At 72.4% G+C, this 17,038-nt stretch carries 17 protein-coding genes; 9 read left to right on the forward strand and 8 right to left on the reverse strand.

Annotation, left to right across the window (positions count from 1 at the left end; all coding sequences use genetic code 11):
• Positions 1–9 precede the first annotated feature (9 nt).
• Genes DEI89_RS10780 through DEI89_RS10795 form a run of 4 tightly spaced genes read left to right on the forward strand, consistent with a single transcriptional unit; the run spans position 10 to position 3,411 of the window.
• Positions 10–564 carry a hypothetical protein gene (locus DEI89_RS10780; RefSeq protein WP_146236754.1) on the forward strand — a complete coding sequence of 185 codons (555 nt, stop codon included), beginning with the start codon at positions 10–12 and terminating at the stop codon, positions 562–564.
• Entirely contained in the window at positions 561–1,709 is a 1,149-nt protein-coding gene (locus DEI89_RS10785) for a peptidoglycan-binding protein (protein WP_110904053.1), read from the forward strand. The genes DEI89_RS10780 and DEI89_RS10785 overlap by 4 nt, the downstream gene beginning before the upstream one ends.
• Complete coding sequence (locus tag DEI89_RS10790) at positions 1,700–2,302, forward strand: ABC transporter ATP-binding protein (protein ID WP_110904054.1); 603 nt, start codon at positions 1,700–1,702, stop codon at positions 2,300–2,302. The genes DEI89_RS10785 and DEI89_RS10790 overlap by 10 nt, the downstream gene beginning before the upstream one ends.
• A 41-nt stretch (positions 2,303–2,343) precedes the next feature.
• Positions 2,344–3,411 (forward strand): hypothetical protein, encoded by a 1,068-nt coding sequence (locus tag DEI89_RS10795; protein ID WP_181421597.1) that lies wholly within the window; start codon positions 2,344–2,346, stop codon positions 3,409–3,411.
• 228 nt (positions 3,412–3,639) lie between these two features.
• On the opposite strand, the gene DEI89_RS10800 is transcribed toward DEI89_RS10795, so the two are convergent.
• Together DEI89_RS10800 and DEI89_RS10805 are read right to left on the reverse strand one after the other, a co-directional pair.
• On the reverse strand, positions 3,640–4,551 hold the full coding sequence (locus DEI89_RS10800) for a VOC family protein (RefSeq protein ID WP_110904056.1): 912 nt from the start codon (positions 4,549–4,551) through the stop codon (positions 3,640–3,642).
• A 51-nt stretch (positions 4,552–4,602) separates the two neighbouring features.
• Positions 4,603–5,382: an SDR family oxidoreductase gene (locus tag DEI89_RS10805; protein WP_110904128.1), complete on the reverse strand. Its 780-nt coding sequence runs from the start codon at positions 5,380–5,382 to the stop codon at positions 4,603–4,605.
• Positions 5,383–5,488: 106 nt separating this feature from the next.
• Here DEI89_RS10805 and DEI89_RS10810 point away from each other — a divergent pair, with 106 nt between their 5' ends.
• Together DEI89_RS10810 and lepB are read left to right on the forward strand one after the other, a co-directional pair.
• Positions 5,489–6,022 (forward strand): hypothetical protein, encoded by a 534-nt coding sequence (locus DEI89_RS10810; protein WP_110904057.1) that lies wholly within the window; start codon positions 5,489–5,491, stop codon positions 6,020–6,022.
• Entirely contained in the window at positions 6,019–6,651 is a 633-nt protein-coding gene (gene lepB / locus DEI89_RS10815) for a signal peptidase I (RefSeq protein ID WP_258368849.1), read from the forward strand. Before DEI89_RS10810 ends, lepB begins: the two co-directional genes overlap by 4 nt.
• Before the next feature lie 212 nt (positions 6,652–6,863).
• Here lepB and DEI89_RS10820 read toward each other — a convergent pair whose 3' ends face one another.
• Positions 6,864–7,184 carry a hypothetical protein gene (locus DEI89_RS10820; protein ID WP_110904058.1) on the reverse strand — a complete coding sequence of 107 codons (321 nt, stop codon included), beginning with the start codon at positions 7,182–7,184 and terminating at the stop codon, positions 6,864–6,866.
• Positions 7,185–7,286: 102 nt separating this feature from the next.
• Here DEI89_RS10820 and DEI89_RS10825 point away from each other — a divergent pair, with 102 nt between their 5' ends.
• On the forward strand, positions 7,287–8,486 hold the full coding sequence (locus tag DEI89_RS10825; protein WP_110904059.1) for a GAF domain-containing SpoIIE family protein phosphatase: 1,200 nt from the start codon (positions 7,287–7,289) through the stop codon (positions 8,484–8,486).
• A 74-nt stretch (positions 8,487–8,560) separates the two neighbouring features.
• Here the strand turns inward: DEI89_RS10825 and DEI89_RS10830 are convergent, their stop codons facing one another.
• Positions 8,561–9,439 (reverse strand): phosphoribosylaminoimidazolesuccinocarboxamide synthase, encoded by an 879-nt coding sequence (locus DEI89_RS10830; RefSeq protein WP_110904060.1) that lies wholly within the window; start codon positions 9,437–9,439, stop codon positions 8,561–8,563.
• The gene (gene purD / locus DEI89_RS10835) at positions 9,436–10,719 is read right to left on the reverse strand and encodes a phosphoribosylamine--glycine ligase (protein WP_110904061.1); all 1,284 of its coding nucleotides are present in this window, start codon (positions 10,717–10,719) and stop codon (positions 9,436–9,438) included. The genes DEI89_RS10830 and purD overlap by 4 nt, the downstream gene beginning before the upstream one ends.
• Before the next feature lie 57 nt (positions 10,720–10,776).
• Here purD and DEI89_RS10840 point away from each other — a divergent pair, with 57 nt between their 5' ends.
• Positions 10,777–11,136, forward strand: coding sequence for a sterol carrier family protein (locus DEI89_RS10840; RefSeq protein WP_110904130.1), 360 nt, complete (start codon positions 10,777–10,779; stop codon positions 11,134–11,136).
• Here DEI89_RS10840 and DEI89_RS10845 read toward each other — a convergent pair.
• Both DEI89_RS10845 and DEI89_RS10850 read right to left on the reverse strand, forming a co-directional pair.
• Positions 11,092–11,934: a DUF4184 family protein gene (locus DEI89_RS10845; RefSeq protein WP_181421598.1), complete on the reverse strand. Its 843-nt coding sequence runs from the start codon at positions 11,932–11,934 to the stop codon at positions 11,092–11,094. The two genes, DEI89_RS10840 and DEI89_RS10845, sit on opposite strands and share 45 nt — an antisense overlap.
• 395 nt (positions 11,935–12,329) lie before the next feature.
• Complete coding sequence (locus DEI89_RS10850) at positions 12,330–14,918, reverse strand: LuxR C-terminal-related transcriptional regulator (protein WP_110904063.1); 2,589 nt, start codon at positions 14,916–14,918, stop codon at positions 12,330–12,332.
• A gap of 104 nt (positions 14,919–15,022) precedes the next feature.
• On the opposite strand from DEI89_RS10850, the gene DEI89_RS10855 reads away from it, so the two are divergent.
• Entirely contained in the window at positions 15,023–15,466 is a 444-nt protein-coding gene (locus DEI89_RS10855) for a hypothetical protein (protein WP_146236756.1), read from the forward strand.
• 97 nt (positions 15,467–15,563) lie between these two features.
• Here the strand turns inward: DEI89_RS10855 and purF are convergent, their stop codons facing one another.
• A complete protein-coding gene (gene purF, locus DEI89_RS10860; protein WP_110904065.1) occupies positions 15,564–17,021 on the reverse strand; it encodes an amidophosphoribosyltransferase in 1,458 nt (485 codons plus the stop codon).
• Between the last annotated feature and the right edge of the window lie 17 nt (positions 17,022–17,038).

The raw sequence follows: 17,038 nt of genomic DNA on the forward strand, positions 1-17,038 counted from the left end.
GTGTTGTCGATGCTCCTCATGAGTGGATGTGCCCAGGACGCAGCGTCGGCACCGTCAACTCCGCAGCGCCTTCCGGCCGCCGGTCCCTGGGCGCAGGAATTCGGAGAATCTCTTGCACTCGCCAGCGACTACGAGACTCAGATTCTGCGAGACGGTGAGATCTCCGCAGCAGAGCTCGCGGACGCGCAGGCCCGAGACCGCGCCTGCATGCGTGATGCTGGCTACGACCTGCAGGTGGCCGATGACGGAACTTCGAGCCTCAGTAGGATCGACGGAGCCGATCTTCCTGAGATGGACGTCGTCGAAGCCGTGAGGCGGCGATGCTCTCACCAATTCGACAGGAGCATCACCTATCTGTTCAACGAGGTGCGGCGGAACCCGGAGAAGCAGGACGAAGCGAAGATCACCGTCGCGTGTCTGCAGAAGTCCGGGCTCGTCGGGAAGGACTACACCGAGCGGAAGTGGCGGTCGGAGAACGACACCGGCATGTTCTCGTTCGACGACTACGACCCTGCTGCCGCGCAGTGTCGGCTCGACCCGCTCAGCCTCTGGCGGCAGGGATGAGCGGGCGACGCAGCGCAGCCGTGTCCGGCTCACTCATCGGCCTCGGCAGCCTGCTCGTCGCGGCCGCCGCCGCGGTCGGTGCGGTCGTGGCGCTCCCGACCGACCCACCCGCGGCACTGCGGACGGCGTCTCCGGTCCAGACCGTGGCGGTCACCGAGCGGACGGACGCCGACGAGCACCAGGTGCAACTCGCGCTCGACACCGGTGCGCCCCGATCGGTGGTGACGAGCCGGACCGGCATCGTCACGTCCTCGTCGTGTTCGACGGGCGGGGTTCTTCGCAGCGGCACGGAGATCGCCCGGGTCGACGACGTGCCGGTCATCGCGTTCGCGAGCAGGACGCCGCTGTTCCGGGACCTCACGCTCGACGACCGGGGAGAGGACGTCCGCGGTCTCCAACAGGAACTCGCCCGACTCGGCTCGACGATCGCGGTCGACGGCATCGTCGGACCGGGGACGCTCCGGGCGACGAGGTCGTTCCTCCTGTCCCACGACGTCCCCCGGGCGGCGGTACCGGACGACACGATCGAGCGCTCGGCGTTCGCCTGGATCCCGGCGGCCGAGGCGACGGTCCGGACGTGCACCGCCGTGGTCGGGGCGCCGGTCGACGCCGACGGCACACTCGTCGAACTGCCCGCGGAGCTGCGGGGTGCCCGGATCCAGCAGCTCCCGTCGGAGGCCGTGGCTGGCGCACGCGAGATCGCCGTCGGGCAGTTGCGCACGGCCGTCGACGACAACGGTGTGGTGACGGACCCGGACGCACTGACGCAGATCGGTGCCCTGCCGGAGTACGCCGCCACCGTTGCTTCTGCGGACGGCGTGCCGACGCTGCTGGCGTCGTGGGTGCTCGCCGAGCCGCTCGAGGTCCGCGTCGTGCCCCCGAGTGCGCTCTGGGACGTTCGGGACCACCATGCGTGCGTCCAGCCGGTGCCCGGCGATCCGGTCCGGGTCGAGGTGGTCGGCTCGGAGCTCGGGCAGTCGTTCATCCGCGTCGACCCGGGCGGGACCGCCGACCCCACGACCGCCGACCCCACGACGGCCGAACCCGCGACGGCCGAACCCGCGACCGCCGGCCCCGCGACGGCCGTCCCGACACCGCTCGATCGCGTCCGCGTTGTCCCGGACACCGGTCGGTCATGCCGGTGAGCCTCCGCGGAGTCGGGCACCGGTGGCCGAACGGGACCGGGCTGTTCCACGACGTCAACCGGACCTTCGACGACGGCACGGTGACGGCGCTCATCGGCCCGAGCGGCTCCGGCAAGTCGACCCTGCTCGCGATCCTCGCGCGGATGACCACCCCGACGTCCGGACGCGTGGAGCTACCCGACGACGCGGCCGTGCTCTGGGTGTTCCAGAACCCCCACGGTGTTGCTCGGCGCACGGCCCTCGACCACGTGACCCTGCCGCTGCTCGCTCACGGGATGCGCCGGCGGGCAGCGGAGCAGCGGGCACGGACGATCCTCGAGCGCTTCGGCCTGGCGCCCCGAGCGACAGCGCGTTTCCGTGAGCTGTCCGGCGGCGAGGCGCAACGGCTGATGCTCGCCCGGGGTGTGGCCGCGGCGCCGACCCTGATGCTCGTCGACGAACCGACCGCCCAGCTCGACCGGACGACCGCGGCAGAGGTGAACGGCGTGATCGCCGAACTCGCAGCCGTCGGCACGACCGTCGTCGTCGCGACGCACGACGACGCCACACGGTCTGCATGCGGCGAGGTCCTGGACCTCGGTGCGTTCCGGTGAGTCCTCGCACCGTCCCCGGGAGGACCCGGCACCCCATGCGCGTGACCGAGGTACTGCGCGAGGCCTGGCGCGACCTGGCGACCGGCGCGGGCTCCGCGGTGGCGTGCGCGGTCGTGCTCGCGGTGTTGATCGGCGGTGTCGTCAGCCTCCGGACCCAGACCGTCGCCGGGGACGTCCGTGCTGCCGCCCAGTGGGTGGTGTCCGGGGCGGCGACGCAGGTGTTCACTGCGGCGGGACGGATCGACGGTCGCGCGTGCGCGGCGCTCGCGGACGAGCCGGACGTCCTGGCGGCCGGGGCGCTCCGCCGGCTCGACGACGGCATGGTGGTCGCAGCGCTCCCGGGGACCTCGATCCCGACCTACGAGGTGACGAGCGGGGCGACCTCGCTCTTCAGCGTCACCGAGACGACCGGCGGTCCGGGTGTCGTCGTCGCGCCCGAGGTGGCCGACGAGCTGGGCGTCCATCCGGGCGAGCAGATCGTGACGCCGGACGGGCCGGTCCCCGTCGCGGGCGTCTACTCGTACCCGGACGACGGCCGGGACCCCGACCTGGCGTACGCGGTCCTGGCGCCGACCGCTGTCGACGACGCACCCTTCGACGCCTGCTGGGCGACGATCTGGCCGGAGGACGAGACAGCCCTCGCGAGCGTGCGGCGGACGCTGCTGCCGGCGACCGGTTCCGAGGAGGGCGAGCGGTCGACCCTCGGCCAGCTCAACCCGCGGTCCGGAACGGCGTTCGCCCCGAGCGAGCTCCCGACGCCGGGCGTACTCGAGGGAGCCGCACTCGGACTCGGACTGGTCGTCGGGGGCGCGGCGGTCCTCCGTCGGCGCCTGTCGATCGCCTCCGACCGGCACGTCGGCGTCAGCACGGCAGCGCAGGCACTCGGCATCGCGGTCCAGCACCTCGCGTGGGGTGTGGTCGGAACCGCCCTGGCGCTCGCCGTGTCCGTCGTACTGGTGCGGGGCCTCCCGGTCGCTGACGGGCTGCCGATCGTCGCGGGTGGCGCGGTCCTCTGCGGACTCGGACTCGTCGGTGCGGTCGCGGGCGGCGCGGCCGCGGTGCCGCTCATCCGGGAGCGCGCGTTGCACCGCTACTTCCGCACCCGCTGACCGGGCGGGTGCTGGGTGGTGACACGTGCCTCCCGGCCGGACCAACGCACCCGCACCCGCGCCCGCGCCCGCGCCCGCACCCGCGCACGGGCTGACGGTCTCGCGCGCCGGAGATGGTCCTCAAAGCGACAGATGTGCACAGGATGACGCCGCACTTCTGTCGCTTCGCCGACCATCTCCGGCTCACCACCGCGCACCAGCCGGGAGGCACGGCGCGCGCCCGCCGCGTCAGCCGCGCCCGGCTGTGGTCACCTCGATGCGGTTCGCCCACGGGTCCTCGAACGCGACCGTCCATCCCTCGTCAGCGGTCTGCACCCCGGCGTCCCGCATCCGCGCGGTCAGCGCACCGAGGTCGTCGGCGGCCGGGACCTCGATCCGGACGAGGCCGAGTCCGAGCGCCTGCTGCCGACGGCCCGCCCCTCGGGAGTTCCACGTGTTCATCGCCATGTGGTGGTGGTACCCGCCAGCGCTGACGAACAGCGCGTGGCTGCCCATCGCTGCGGTCGTCGCGAAACCGAGGGTGTCGACGTAGAACGCCTTCGCCGAGGCCACGTCGCCGACCGACAGGTGCACGTGGCCGACGCGGCCGGGCCGGGTGTCGGCGTGCTCGAGTGCCTCGGCGGTGAGGTGCTCCTGCAGGAACGCGTTCGGGTCGATGTACACGGTGTCCATGTCGATCGAGCCGTGGGTCCACGACCACTCGGTGCGGTCGCGGTCCCAGTACAGCTCGACGCCGTTGCCCTCGGGGTCCGTGAAGTAGAAGGCGTTGCTGACGAGATGGTCGGCGCTGCCGGTGAACGACTGCGGGTACCGCGTGGCGACGGAGTACAGGGCGGCGGCGAGGTCCGCTCGGTCGTCGAACACCACGGCCGTGTGGAACAGTCCGGCCTGCCCGGGACTCGCCTGCCGGAGTGCGGGCTCGTGCTCGAGCACGACGACCGGCACGGCGAGCGCGCCGCCAGCCGGCACACTGCCGCCACCCGGTACGGGCCGCCCGAGCACGACCCGCGCCCCCTCCTGCACGAGCACCGTCAGCCGCACGCCGTCCCGGTAGAAGGCCGTCATGGCGTCGAGGTCGGCGACCCGGAGCGTCACGGCGCCCATCCCGGTGTCCGCGGCGAGGAGGTCCTGCGAGTTCATCCCATCAGTGTGCGCCGGTTTCGTTGACGCGTCAACAAAACCGGCCGCCCGTCACTTCGCGCTGAAGCCACCGTCCGTCTTGAGCAACTGCCCGTTCACCCATCCGCCGTCCGGCCCACACAGGAACCCGACGAGCGCCGCGGTGTCGGTGGGCATCGACGGCCGTCCGAGCGGGGTCTGGTCGACCGCGGCCTGTCGGATCTCGTCCGTCATCCACCCCGTGTCGTTCGGCCCCGGGTTGATGGTGTTCGCACTCACCTGCACGTCCCCGAGCTCGATCGCGGCCCCCACGATCAACCGGTCGAGCGCGCCCTTGCTCGTGCCGTAGGGCAGGTTGAACCCGACGTGGTCACTCGTCAGCGCGATCACCCGACGCCGGTCGAGCGGTGCGTCGGCCCCCTCGCGGAGTCGCCGCGCGTACGCCTGCACGATGAGGAACGGCGCGCGGACGTTCACGGCCAGGTGCTTGTCGAACGACTCGACGGTGGTCGTCGCGAAGTCCGAGTCCACCGACTCGCAGTGCGACATCACGACGGCCGTCACCGGCACGCCCGCCTCGGCCTCGGCGCGGCCGACGACTGCGGCCGCCTGCTCCGGGTCGGCCAGGTCGACCGGGAGGCGCGTCACGGCAGCTCCCGCCGCCACACACTCCGCGACGACCGCGTCCACACCGTCCGGGTCGGCGCCCCCGTGCACCCGCTCGTCGTACGGCCCCCACCAGCTGATCGCGAGGTCCCACCCGTCGGCAGCCAGGCGTGTCGCGATGGCGGCCCCGATCCCGGCTCGTCGGCCGACCCCGGTCACCAGGGCGAGTGGTCTGCGGTTCGTCATGCGGGCCTCCATCCCGACCGTGCGGCGGTGCGCGGTCCTGACCACCTTGGCATCGCATCCGGTTGCTCGTCAGCCGGACCGGGCCGGGACGGGCCAAGATGGACCGATGCCCCCTGAACGCCGAGGTCGCCGCCCGCGACCCCAGGACCTGCCGGTCGAGCACGTCCGCGACCGCATGTCGTCGTACATCTACGGCAACATCACCGTCCTCGCCGTCGCGATCGCCGTCTCGCCGGAGCAGATCCAGCACGGCTCGGCGGTCCTGACGGTGCTCGCGACCGCGGTCCTGACGTACCTGGCGCACGTGCTCGCGCACCTGGTGGCGCACTCCATCGGCGCCACCGGTGACGAGGACGCCCGTCGCGAGACCGTCGCCGTCATCACGCGGAACGCGAACCCGATCGCGACCTCCGGGCTGATCCCGGCCGTGCTCTACGCGGGCGCGTGGCTCGGACGGCTGCCAGCGGAGTGGGCGCAGATCGCGGCGGTCGTCATCCTGGTCGTCCGCATCGGTCTGGTCGGGGTGTTCCTGCAGCGGTTCAGCGGCAAGCAGCCGTCGTTCCTGGGCCTGTGGGGCGGGATCGTGCTCGCCGCGGTCGCGCTCGCGATCTCACTCGTGAAGGTCGTGGCGACACATTGAGCAGCGACACACCGATCCAAGGCGCAGCCGATGAGCGCCGCAGGTCGACCAAGCGGTTCCTCCGCGACCTGGTGATCATCGTGGTGGCGGCCCTGCTCGCGTCGTTCCTGGTGAAGGCGTACCTGGTGCGCTCGTTCTACATCCCGTCGGAGTCGATGGAGAACACGCTCCTGGTCGGCGACCGGGTGCTGGTGAACGAACTCGTGCCCGGGGTGATGCCGCTGGAGCGCGGCGACGTCGTGGTCTTCCGCGACCCGAACGCGTGGCTCAGCCCGGGGCAGGGCGAGGACCTCATCAAGCGCGTGATCGGCCTGCCGGGGGACCGGGTGGAGTGCTGCGACGCCCAGGGCCGGCTGTCGGTGAACGGGCACGCCGTCGACGAGCCGTACGTGCGGCTGCCGGAGGACGTGGAGCGGGTGTCGGGCGAGGACTTCTCGATCACGGTGCCCAAGGGGCGGATCTGGGTGATGGGCGACAACCGCTACAACTCGGCGGACTCCCGGATCCACGGCAACGTCCCGATGGACGACGTGGTCGGACGCGCCTTCGTCATCACCTGGCCGGCGGACCGGTGGTCGGTGCTGTCGCGCTACGGCGCGGAGTGGGACGCGGTCCCCGACCGGGACTGACCGTCGGGGCGCGACCGGCAGTGCGCGAGCGGCGGGGCGCGACCGGCGGGGCGTGACCGTCGGGGCGCGAGCGGTGGGGCGAGACGCCCCGGAAGGCGCGAGACGCCCCGGAAGGCGCGAGACGCCGCCAGATCCGGCGGTGTCTCAGCAGCTCGGGGGCGTCTCAGCAGTTCGGGACGTCTTACGGAGACGTCGGCGTCCGGACGGGAGGCTCAGCAACCGACCGTCGTCAGCGTCACCTTCGCGACCCGGTCGGCTCGGACCTCCGCGCGGTGCGGGCAGAGGTCGCCCGCCCGGACGGTGACCTCGCCGAGGGGCACGCCCGCGAAGTCCGCGGTGTCGCCCGGGTAGACCTGCTGGTGGGACGACGGTTCGCCGTTCGGCAGGAACACCTTCACCTGGTACGGGTGGTCGGCCGCGTTCTGCGACACCGTGACGGACACCTGCCCGGTGGGGTTCTGCGCGCCGCAGCCGGTGAGGGCCAGGGTCGCGCCACAGACCAGGGCGAGGACGGGGACGACACGGCGGAACACCGATCCAGGCTACGCGGGACGCCCGGGTGGCCCGTCCACTGGGGGCATGCGTTCTGGGAACAGCACGCGGGCGGTGTCCGGTATCCGCGTTACCGTGGAGGCATGAGCACCGAGCACGTGGAGCAGCAGACGGTCCCCGCTCCTGACGCCGCTCGGCGGGATGCACTCCTCGCCGCCCTCGACGTGGTCCAGGGTGGCCCAGAGGAGCGTTTCGAACGCATCACCCGCATCGCCCGCGAGGCCTTCGGGGTCTCCGGGTCGTTCCTCAACCTGGCCGGCAGTGACCTGCTCTTCCACAAGTCGCAACAGTCGGACTCCGCGATCCCCGGGTCGACGCCGCTGCAGGACACGTTCTGCGGCCGCACCCTGCAGCAGGACGGCCCCGTCGTGGTGCCGGACGCGCGCGACGACCAGCGTTTCTCGGACCTGCCGGGGGTCAACGGTGACCCGAACGTCCGGTTCTACGCCGGGGTCCCGCTCCGGGTCGGAGCCGACGCCACCAAGGTGGGCACCCTCTGCCTCATCGACTCGGCACCCCGGACCCTCAGCGCGGACGACCTCGCACTGCTCGAGGAGCTCGGCGTCTGGGCGGAGCGGGAACTCGCGACCGGCCTGGACGACGACCGGCTCCGTACCGTGCTGTCGGGCCTGCAGCCGCGGACAGTGGACCTGCCGGGGTGGACCATCGGTGGCACGTCGATCCCGCACGGCATCGTGTCCGGTGACTTCCACGAGTGGCGCGTCGCCGGGGACACCGTCGACGTGACCGTCGCGGACGTGATGGGCAAGGGCATGGCGGCCGGACTCCTCGCCGCTGGCATGCGCGGGGCACTGCTCGCCCGGAGCAACGAGGTCCCCACGACAGCGGTCGCAGCGCTCGAGGAGCAGGTGGTGCCCGACCTCAGCGCGGCCGAGGCGTTCGCCACGCTGTTCCACGGCCGACTCGACACCACCACCGGCAGGCTCGACTTCGTCGACGCCGGGCACGGCCTCGTGCTGCACCTGCACGCCGACGGCACCGAGACCGTCCTGCGCTCCGTCGACCTGCCGATCGGCCTGCACCCCGTCGGGATCGACCGTGCCGTCGGGGAGCTCGTCCTGGAACCCGGTGACTCCCTCTTGCTCGTCAGCGACGGGGCGCTCGAACTGTGGGACTCGACTCTCGCCTCGCTGTCGCGACTCGGGGCGCTGTACCGGAAGTCGCCGGACCTCGGCACGTTCCTGGCCGGCGTCCGCGGGCGTGCGATCGAGCACGACCCGGGCGACGACCTGACTGTCGTCGTGGTCTCCCGCGACGCCTGACCCGCGTCGGACACCGGGCAGGCGGCCTCCCGGTCCCCGGGCCCGGCGGTCCCGAGGTCCTGAGGCCCCGGCCATCAGGCCCCGAGGCGCTCGATCAGCTCCTGGTACCGTGCAGCCGTCCGCTGGACGACCTCGTCCGGCAGCACCGGCGGCGTGCCCGTGCGGTCCCAGTGCGTGCTGAGCCAGTCGCGGACGATCTGCTTGTCGAAGGAGTCGGTGCGGTTACCGGACTCGTACGCGGCGGCGTCCCAGTAGCGGCTGGAGTCGCTGGTCAGGACCTCGTCCGCGATGCGGATGAGGCCGTCGGCGTCGCGGCCGAACTCGAACTTCGTGTCCGCGATGACGACCCCGCGCTGCAGGGCGATCGCCGCCGCGTCGGAGTACACCGCGAGCGACAGGTCACGGAGGGCAGCGGCATCGGCCGGCCCGACCAGTTCCTCGGTGCGCGCGAAGGAGATGTTCTCGTCGTGCTCGCCCTGCGGCGCCTTGTACGCCGGGGTGTAGATCGGTTCCGGTAGGCGGTCACCGTTCGACAGGCCGGCGGGCAGCTCGACGCCGCAGACGCTGCCGGACTCCTGGTACTCCGCCCAGCCGCTGCCGACCAGGTACCCGCGGACGACGCACTCGATCGGGAACATCCGGAGCGGCATGACGTGCATGGAGCGGGCTTCGACGTCGGCGGGCACCGGGGTCGTGGTTCCGCTCGGCGTGAGCAGGTGGTTCGGGACGTCGCGCAGCTGGCCGAACCAGAAGCGGGACAGCCGCGTCAGCAGTTCGCCCTTGCCGGGGATCGGCGGTTCGAGCGCGAAGTCGTACGCGCTGACCCGGTCCGAGGCCAGCAGCAGCAGCTCGGTGGCACTGGCGACGTCGGCGGTGTCGGCCGGGACGTAGAGTTCGCGGACCTTGCCGGACGAGACGTGACGCCAGCCCTCGACGACGGGTGCGGCGCTCATCGGACGACCTTCGTGGCGATGTCGGTGCGGAACTGCCCGCCGGGCAGGGTGATGTCGTGCAGTCCCGCGTACGCGCGGTCTCGGGCCTGGGCGAAGTCGGACCCGGTCCCGACGACGCTCAGGACGCGTCCGCCGGTGGCGACGAGGTCCCCGTCGAGGGTGCCGGTCGCGGCGTGCAGCACGGCGACACCGTCGCGGGCGTTCGCGTCGTCGATCCCGGTGATGACCCGACCGGTGACCGGGTTCTCCGGGTAGCCCTCGCTCGCCAGGACGACGGTGACCGCTGCCTGGTCGCGGAACTCCGGCCGCGGGGCGCTGCCGAGCTGCCCGGTCGCCGCTGCCAGCAGCAGGCCGCTCAGCGGGGTCGCCAGCCGGGGGAGGACGACCTGGGTCTCCGGGTCGCCGAACCGGGCGTTGAACTCGATGACGCGGACGCCCTGCTCGGTCACGATGAGCCCGCAGTAGAGCAGCCCGACGAACGGCGTGCCCTCGTGCTCGAGGCGGCGGACGGTCGGCAGTGCGACGAGCTCGGAGACCTCGTCCACGAAGGCCTGTTCGGAGCCCCAGCGCTCGTCGAGCCACGGCAGCGGCGAGTACGCGCCCATGCCACCGGTGTTCGGTCCGAGGTCGCCGTCGCCCAGGCGCTTGTAGTCCTGTGCGGGGGAGAGCGGCCGGACGTCGTGCCCGTCGCTGAGGAAGAACAGTGACACCTCTTCGCCGTCCAGGAACTCCTCGACGACGACGTGGCCGTGCTGCAACCAGTAGGTCGCGTGGTCGAGCGCCGCCTGCCGGTCCTCGGTCACCAGGACGCCCTTGCCGGCTGCCAACCCGTCGGCCTTCACGACGTACGGGGCTCCGAGGTCGTCGAGCGCCGCCGCGGCTTCGGCCACCGTGCCGGCGTACACGGGGCGTCCGGTCGGGACCCCGGCCTCGGCCATGATCCGCTTGGCGAACGCCTTCGAGCCCTCGAGCTGCGCGGCGGCCTTGCCCGGACCGAAGACGGGGATGCCGCGGGTGCGCAGCGGGTCGGCGACACCGGCGATGAGCGGGGCCTCGGGGCCGACGACGACCAGGTCGACGTCGTTCTCGAACGCGTACTCCGCGACGAGGGCGCCGTTCGACGGGTCGAGCGACACCGTCTCGACGTCGGCGGCGATGCCGGCGTTGCCGGGCGCGGCCGTGATGACGTGGCCGCCGTCCGGGGACGCGGCGTTCTCCGCCAGGAGGGCCGTGATGATCGCGTGCTCGCGGGCACCGGAACCGAGGACGAGGATTCGCACCCGATCACCCTACCGAGCCCGACTCGCCGCCCGCAGTGCACCGGCTAGCCTGTGGAGATGCCGCCGAGGACGATCGAAGACGCCGTCGGCCGGGCTGCCCTGGACGCCGTGACCGCCGGTGCGACGGACCGCACCTCGGTCGCGACCGCCGTCCGCTGGACCCTGCAGCGCCTGGCCGAGGACGTGCCCGGGAACAGCGTCGAGGTCCGGGTCCCGCCGTTCGCCGCCGTGCAGGCCGTGCCCGGCCCTCGACACACCCGCGGCACCCCGCCGAACGTCGTCGAGACCGACCCGACGACCTGGCTCGCGCTCGCGACCGGTCGGCTCCGCTGGGACGACCCGGACACCGCGCGCCGCGTCAGCGCCTCCGGGTCACGGGCGGACCTCGCCGCGTTCCTGCCGGTCCGCCTGCCCTGACGGTTCCGCCGCCCGCGCCCTCCGGACCAGCAGCAGCACGAGCGCCCCGGCGGCCAGCGTCACCGCGACCGTCGGCGGCAGGACGAACGCCTCGCGGACGACGACCGTCCCGACGCCACCGCCGCGGCCGAGGCCCGACCCCGCGGTGACCAGCGCGACCAGCAGGACGGCGGCGAGGGCGACGACGGGGGTGATGCGGGCCTCCCGTCCGGTGTGGTCCGGTGCGACCACCGCGGGGTCCGGCCGGGAGGCCCGCCTCACCCCCGCCACGTCGCCGGCGGTCCGCGCGTGGCGCGTCCACTGCCGCAGCAGCACGAGGAGCAGGAGCAGGCCGCCCGCACTCGAGGCGTCCTGGACGAGGGAGTACACCGGGTGGCCGCCGACCTCCGACCGGAGCGCCGACACGTGCAGGACGACCCAGCCGTGCGGGTGCGAGAGGGCGTCCCAGACGATGTGCGTCACGCTCCCGAGCACGCAGGCGACCACGACGAGCGGGACCCGCGACGGCGGGACCCGCTCGGGCCGGTCCCAGCCGGGTAGCTGCGCGCGGTACCGGGACGGGAGGACCGGGGTCCACGCGGGCCGGACGAGGTACCACCACGCGGCGAGCACGACCAGCGACACCACGAGGTCGATCGTGACGACACCGAGCCACGAGTGCGTGAAGCCGTACGGCGGCAGCGCGGTCACGAAGAGCACGGCGTCGGGGGCCATCGAGCCGACCGCGACCGCCGCGACGGGCAGGGCGGAGCGGCGGAACGGCAGCGCGACGACCGCGTGGCTGATGGTGAACGGCACCCGTCGAGCCTGGCGGGCAGCGGGACGCGAGCACATCAGCCGGAAGGCGGAGACACGGGCCGCGTCTGGCCGGTACCGGCGGGAATTAGGTAGGTCCTACCGATGTGGACCGTGCACCTGCTTCTCTAGCCTTGCTGAAGCCGCCGGGATTCGGACCCGACCCGAACGGGTCCGAACCCGGCGACGTACGCAACGCTACGCGAAACCAGGCGCACTGTGTCAACGAGGACGGCGAGTCGTGCTGCAACCCGCAACTTCTTGCGGTCGACCCGTCGTGCCCGGACGCGGCCGGCATCCTCCGGACGGCCCCGAGACGCCGCCGACCGGGCGAGACGCCGCAGGATCAGGAGGCGTCTCGCGCACACGGGGGCGTCTCGCGGCGGACGGCCGTCGGCTCAGACCATCTCGGCGAGCTCGGACCGCGCACGCAGGTCCCACTTCGAGAACACCCGCGACATGTGGGCGTCGATCGTCCGCACCGACAGTCCGAGGTGCTCCGCGATCCGTCGGTTCGAGAACCCCTGCGCCGCGAGCTGGGCGACCTCGTACTCGCGCTTCGTCAGCGGCTGCGTCCGTCGGCCGGCCGTCACCGCCATCCCGCACGCGGCGAGGTCCGCCTGCACGCTGGCGATCCACCCGCGGTCACCCGAGCGCAGCGCGTCGGCGTACTGGGTGATCGCGTTCGCGAGGGGGCCGTCCACCCGGCCGGCCGCATCCTGCAGGCGGTCGAGCGACGCCGTGGTGTCCCGACCGGCCGCGACGTCCATCGCGTAGTGCAGGGCCTGGCCGTAGAGCACGTGCGTCCAGGCGCCCGAGGCGGTGCCACGGGCGATGAGCTCGTCCGCGCGGTACAGCCCGGCGGGGTTGCCGAGCAGCGCCTCGGTCCAGGCGATCGTCATCTCGATCTGGGCGCCGAGGATCCGCATGGCCCGCAGGGGAGTGGTCCGCGCCCGCTCGACGGACTCGGCGGCGGCGTCGGTCATGCCCGCGTACGCCTGCGACATCGCCAGGCGCGACCAGGCGTAGGCGGCGAACCCTCCCGGGTCGTCGACCGCGTACCGCTCGCAGGCGGCCGTGAACGCGGTGACCGCGTCGGACCACCGGCGCTGTCCGAGGGCCTGGTTGCCGATGCCGAACAGCTCGAGGGTGAAGTCGTACTTGAGGAACGGGTCCGACCGGCTGACCGGCACCTGGGTCACCATCTCGGCGATGTCGCCGCGCCAGACCTGCACCTGGTGCATGACCGAGACGATCTCACCGACGCTCCACGGCGAGTCCTCGAGGTGCACCGCGGCCGTGGCGAGACTCGCCTGCGCCAGCCGCAGGGCGTCGTCGAGTCGTCCGCCGGTGCCCAGGGCGGCCACGGCGCACGCCGCGATCGGCAGGAAGGACCGGGGGATCGCGGGGGCGTGCAGGACGCCGGTGCGCTCGATCTCCTCGCGGACCTCGGCGAAGTCACCGCCCCAGCCCAGGTGCGACAGGCGCAGGACCCGCAGCTGTTCGACGGTCTCCGGGCCCACGAACTGCATCGCGACCTCGGTCAGCGCGACGGCCGCGGCAGCGTCGTCGTCGTGGAACTGTCGGAGGTTCGCGAGGGTCTCGCACGCCTCGACCACGGCGACGTCGTCGACCTCCACCCCGGAGGTCACCAGACCCCAGGCCGCTTCGGCGTCGAGCCGGCCGGCCTCGCGCCCGCTGCTGTACCCGTGGGCCAGGGACCGCAGGCAGTGGGTCCGCACCCGGTCGGTCGGGGTGAGGCCGGCGTCGGGCCCCGCGCTGAGGGCTGCGGTCGTCAGGGCGATGGCGCTCTCGTGCTCCTGCAGGCCGCCGGCGACCCGAGACGCGTCGAGCAGTTGGTCCACCGGAGGCACGATGCCGCACTCCAGCGCCCAGAGGGTCGAACGGAGCCGGGCGGCCGGCGGCGCACCCTCGGGACGGTCGGTGCGGAACGCGTTCGCCCGGGCGAACAGGGCCGTGCGTCGGGCCACGGGCACCAGGGCGCGGACGACCTCACCGACCAGCGGGTGCGAGGAGCGTGCGACCGGACTGCCGGTGTCGGTCGAGTCGATCCGGACGAAGCCGAGCCCCACCGTGCGGTCGAGGTCGAGCCCGTCCACCAGGGCGATCAGCCGGGACAGCGGGATCGGTTCGGCCAGGGCGACGATCTCCACGACGTCACGCAGGTCTCCGGGCAGTGCCCCGAGCTCGGTGCTGTACATGTCGGCCAGGCTCAGCGACGCCGTCACCCGGCCGCGCCAGTACCAGCTGAGGGCGGTGTGCTCCAGCGCGCCGGAGGACAGACCGGCCCGGACGACCTCGCGCAGGTACAGCGGGTTGCCCTGCGTCGCACGGTGCACCTGCTCCACCGATGCCGGTTCGAGCGGAGCCCCGAGGGCGGACTCGACGAGGGACGAGGTCTCGGCCAGGTCGAGCGGTTCCAGGTCGATGCGCTCGAGCAGGTCGTCCTGCCACAGCGCACGCAGGGGTTCGGCGAGTGCGGTGAAGTCCCGGCAGGTCAGGACGAGGCGCGCGTGCTGGTCACGGACGAGCCAGGCGACGTAGCGGGCCGAGAGCGCGTCGAGCAGGTCGGCGTCGTCGACCCGCAGGAGCAGGTCCCGGCCCTCCGCCTCGGCCGCGTCACGAAGGCGCGCCTCGGCGGGGACGGGTTCGGTCAGGTCGTCGCCCAGGACGTCCCCGAAACGGTCGGACACCGCGCCGAAGGGCATCGACGACCCGGAGGCGACCGCGGTGATGGGCACGACGAGCGGGTCCGCGTCACGCTCCTGCGCGGCGACCCGGTCGGTGACCCGGGCCGCGACGGTGGTCTTGCCGAGCCCGGCGGTCCCGACCAGGGCGACGCTCCAACGGTGTTCCCCGACGACGGCGACGGCCCGGTCCTCTTCGTGCCGGGTCATCACGGGCCAGGACAGGCGGGCGGGGGCGGTCGTCGGACGGCGGTCGCTCGACGCGGTCCCGTCGATCATCGCGCACCTCCGTCCTCGATACTGCTCGGTAGTGGACCATCATCTCGCGTCCAGCGGACGAACTGCCGGGCGTGGCTCCTCCCAAGGTGGGGGACAATGGGGACGTGAGCAACACCGATCGACCCGATGAGCGCCCGGTGCCGGCGCCCAACGCGGTGACCAGCCCGGACCAGGTCACCATCCGGCGCGCCCCCCGCTTCAGCGTCTTCATCCTCGGCGGGGCCGTCCTCGGCTTCTTGGTGACGGTGGTCGTCGTCGCGCTCACGATGAGCATCGACCGGGGGGACCAGCAGGAGACCACCGGCTTCGCGGGGCTCGTCGGCTACTTCAGCCTGTACGGCATCTCGATCGGCATGCTCGTCGGCGCCGTCATCGCCGTGGTGCTCGACCAGGTTTCGTCCCGCCGTGCAGCCCGGCTGACGGCCGAGCGCGTGGCGGTCGACCCGGCACCCGAGACCGTCGACGGCGAGCTCGAGGAGCACGACGCCCCGGCCGCCCCGGCCGCGACCGATCCGGCCCCCGACGACCAGGCACAGCCGGAGCGCTGAGGCTGCGCTCGCAGACGCGACCCGAGAACGGACTGGAGGCCCGTCACCAGGTGGTGACGGGCCTCCAGTCCGTTCCGTGCGGACGTCCGCAGCGGCGTCAGCTGAGCTGGTTCGCCTCGACCCAGGCGAGGTACTCCGGCGACACCGAGCCGGTCACGTACTCGCCGGTGAAGCAGCTCATCTCGAGGTCCGTGACGTCGGAGCCCTCGATGATCGCGTCGCGCATGTCGCCGATCTCCTGGTAGATCAGGTGATCGCTGCCCAGGACGCGGTTGATCTCGGGGATCTTCCGGTCGTGGGCGATGAGCTCGGCGCGGGTCGGCATGTTGATGCCGTACACGTGCGGGAACCGGACAGGCGGCGCGGCGCTCGTGAAGGTGACCTCGTTCGCACCGGCGGCCCGCGCCATCTCGACGATCTCGCGGCTCGTCGTGCCGCGCACGATGGAGTCGTCGACGATCAGGATGTTCTTGCCCTTGAACTCGGACGACATCGCGTTGAGCTTCTGACGGACCGATCGCTTGCGCTCCGCCTGCCCCGGCATGATGAACGTCCGGCCGACGTAGCGGTTCTTGTAGAAGCCCTCGCGGTACTCGATGCCGAGCTTCTGCGCGACCTGCATCGCTGCGGGCCGGCTGGAGTCCGGGATCGGCATCACGACGTCGATGTCACCGGTCGGGGCGTACTGCTCGATCGTGTCCGCCAGGCGGTTGCCCAGGCGCAGACGGGCGTCGTAGACGGAGATGCCGTTCATCACGGAGTCCGGACGGGCCAGGTAGACGTACTCGAACGAGCACGGGACCAGGCGCGGGTCCTTCGCACACTGCCGGGCGTGCATCGTGCCGTCCATCTCGATGAAGACGGCCTCGCCCGGGGCGACGTCGCGGACGATGTCGTAGCCGCCGGACTCCAGCACCAGGGACTCGGACGCGACGACCCACTCGCTCTTGCCGGCGTCGTCGAACCTGTGGCCGAGGATGAGCGGCCGGATGCCGTACGGGTCGCGGAACGCCAGCAGGCCGTGACCCGCGATCGTCGCGATCGTGGCGTACGACCCCTCGACCCGCTCATGCACGCGCTCGACCGCGTCGAACACCTGCCCGGGGTCCAGGTGGGTCCCGCGGACCTGTCCCTGCAACTCGTGCGCCAGCACGTTCACGAGCAGTTCGGTGTCCGAGGTCGTGTTGAGGTGCCGACGGTCGATGTCGAACAGCTCGCGGGTGAGTTCCCGCGTGTTCGTCAGGTTGCCGTTGTGCACGAGGACGATGCCGTACGGCGCGTTCACGTAGAACGGCTGGGCCTCTTCCTCGTTCGCGGCGGCTCCGCGTGTGGCGTACCGGACGTGGCCGAGGCCCATCGTCCCGAGGAGTGCACGCATGTCACGGGTGCGGAACCCCTCGCGCACGTGACCGCGGGTCTTGTGCATGTGGTGCACGTGACCGTCGACCGTGGCGATGCCCGTGGAGTCCTGTCCCCGGTGTTGCAGCAGGAGCAGTGCGTCGTAGATGGATTGGTTTGCTGGCCCCTGGTTGACGAGGCCGACGATGCCGCACATGCGCGGAGTGCTCCAGA

This window comes from Curtobacterium sp. MCBD17_030 (assembly GCF_003224255.1).
Classification (GTDB): Bacteria; Actinomycetota; Actinomycetes; order Actinomycetales; family Microbacteriaceae; genus Curtobacterium.

Coding starts and splice junctions, on each gene's coding strand:
- DEI89_RS10780 (WP_146236754.1), top strand. CDS start 10: ATGCTCCTCATGAGTGGATGTGCCCAGGACGCAGCGTCGGCACCGTCA.
- DEI89_RS10785 (WP_110904053.1), top strand. CDS start 561: ATGAGCGGGCGACGCAGCGCAGCCGTGTCCGGCTCACTCATCGGCCTC.
- DEI89_RS10790 (WP_110904054.1), top strand. CDS start 1,700: ATGCCGGTGAGCCTCCGCGGAGTCGGGCACCGGTGGCCGAACGGGACC.
- DEI89_RS10800 (WP_110904056.1), bottom strand. CDS start 4,551: ATGAACTCGCAGGACCTCCTCGCCGCGGACACCGGGATGGGCGCCGTG.
- DEI89_RS10805 (WP_110904128.1), bottom strand. CDS start 5,382: ATGACGAACCGCAGACCACTCGCCCTGGTGACCGGGGTCGGCCGACGA.
- DEI89_RS10810 (WP_110904057.1), top strand. CDS start 5,489: ATGCCCCCTGAACGCCGAGGTCGCCGCCCGCGACCCCAGGACCTGCCG.
- DEI89_RS10825 (WP_110904059.1), top strand. CDS start 7,287: ATGAGCACCGAGCACGTGGAGCAGCAGACGGTCCCCGCTCCTGACGCC.
- DEI89_RS10830 (WP_110904060.1), bottom strand. CDS start 9,439: ATGAGCGCCGCACCCGTCGTCGAGGGCTGGCGTCACGTCTCGTCCGGC.
- DEI89_RS10840 (WP_110904130.1), top strand. CDS start 10,777: ATGCCGCCGAGGACGATCGAAGACGCCGTCGGCCGGGCTGCCCTGGAC.
- DEI89_RS10850 (WP_110904063.1), bottom strand. CDS start 14,918: ATGATCGACGGGACCGCGTCGAGCGACCGCCGTCCGACGACCGCCCCC.
- purF (WP_110904065.1), bottom strand. CDS start 17,021: ATGTGCGGCATCGTCGGCCTCGTCAACCAGGGGCCAGCAAACCAATCC.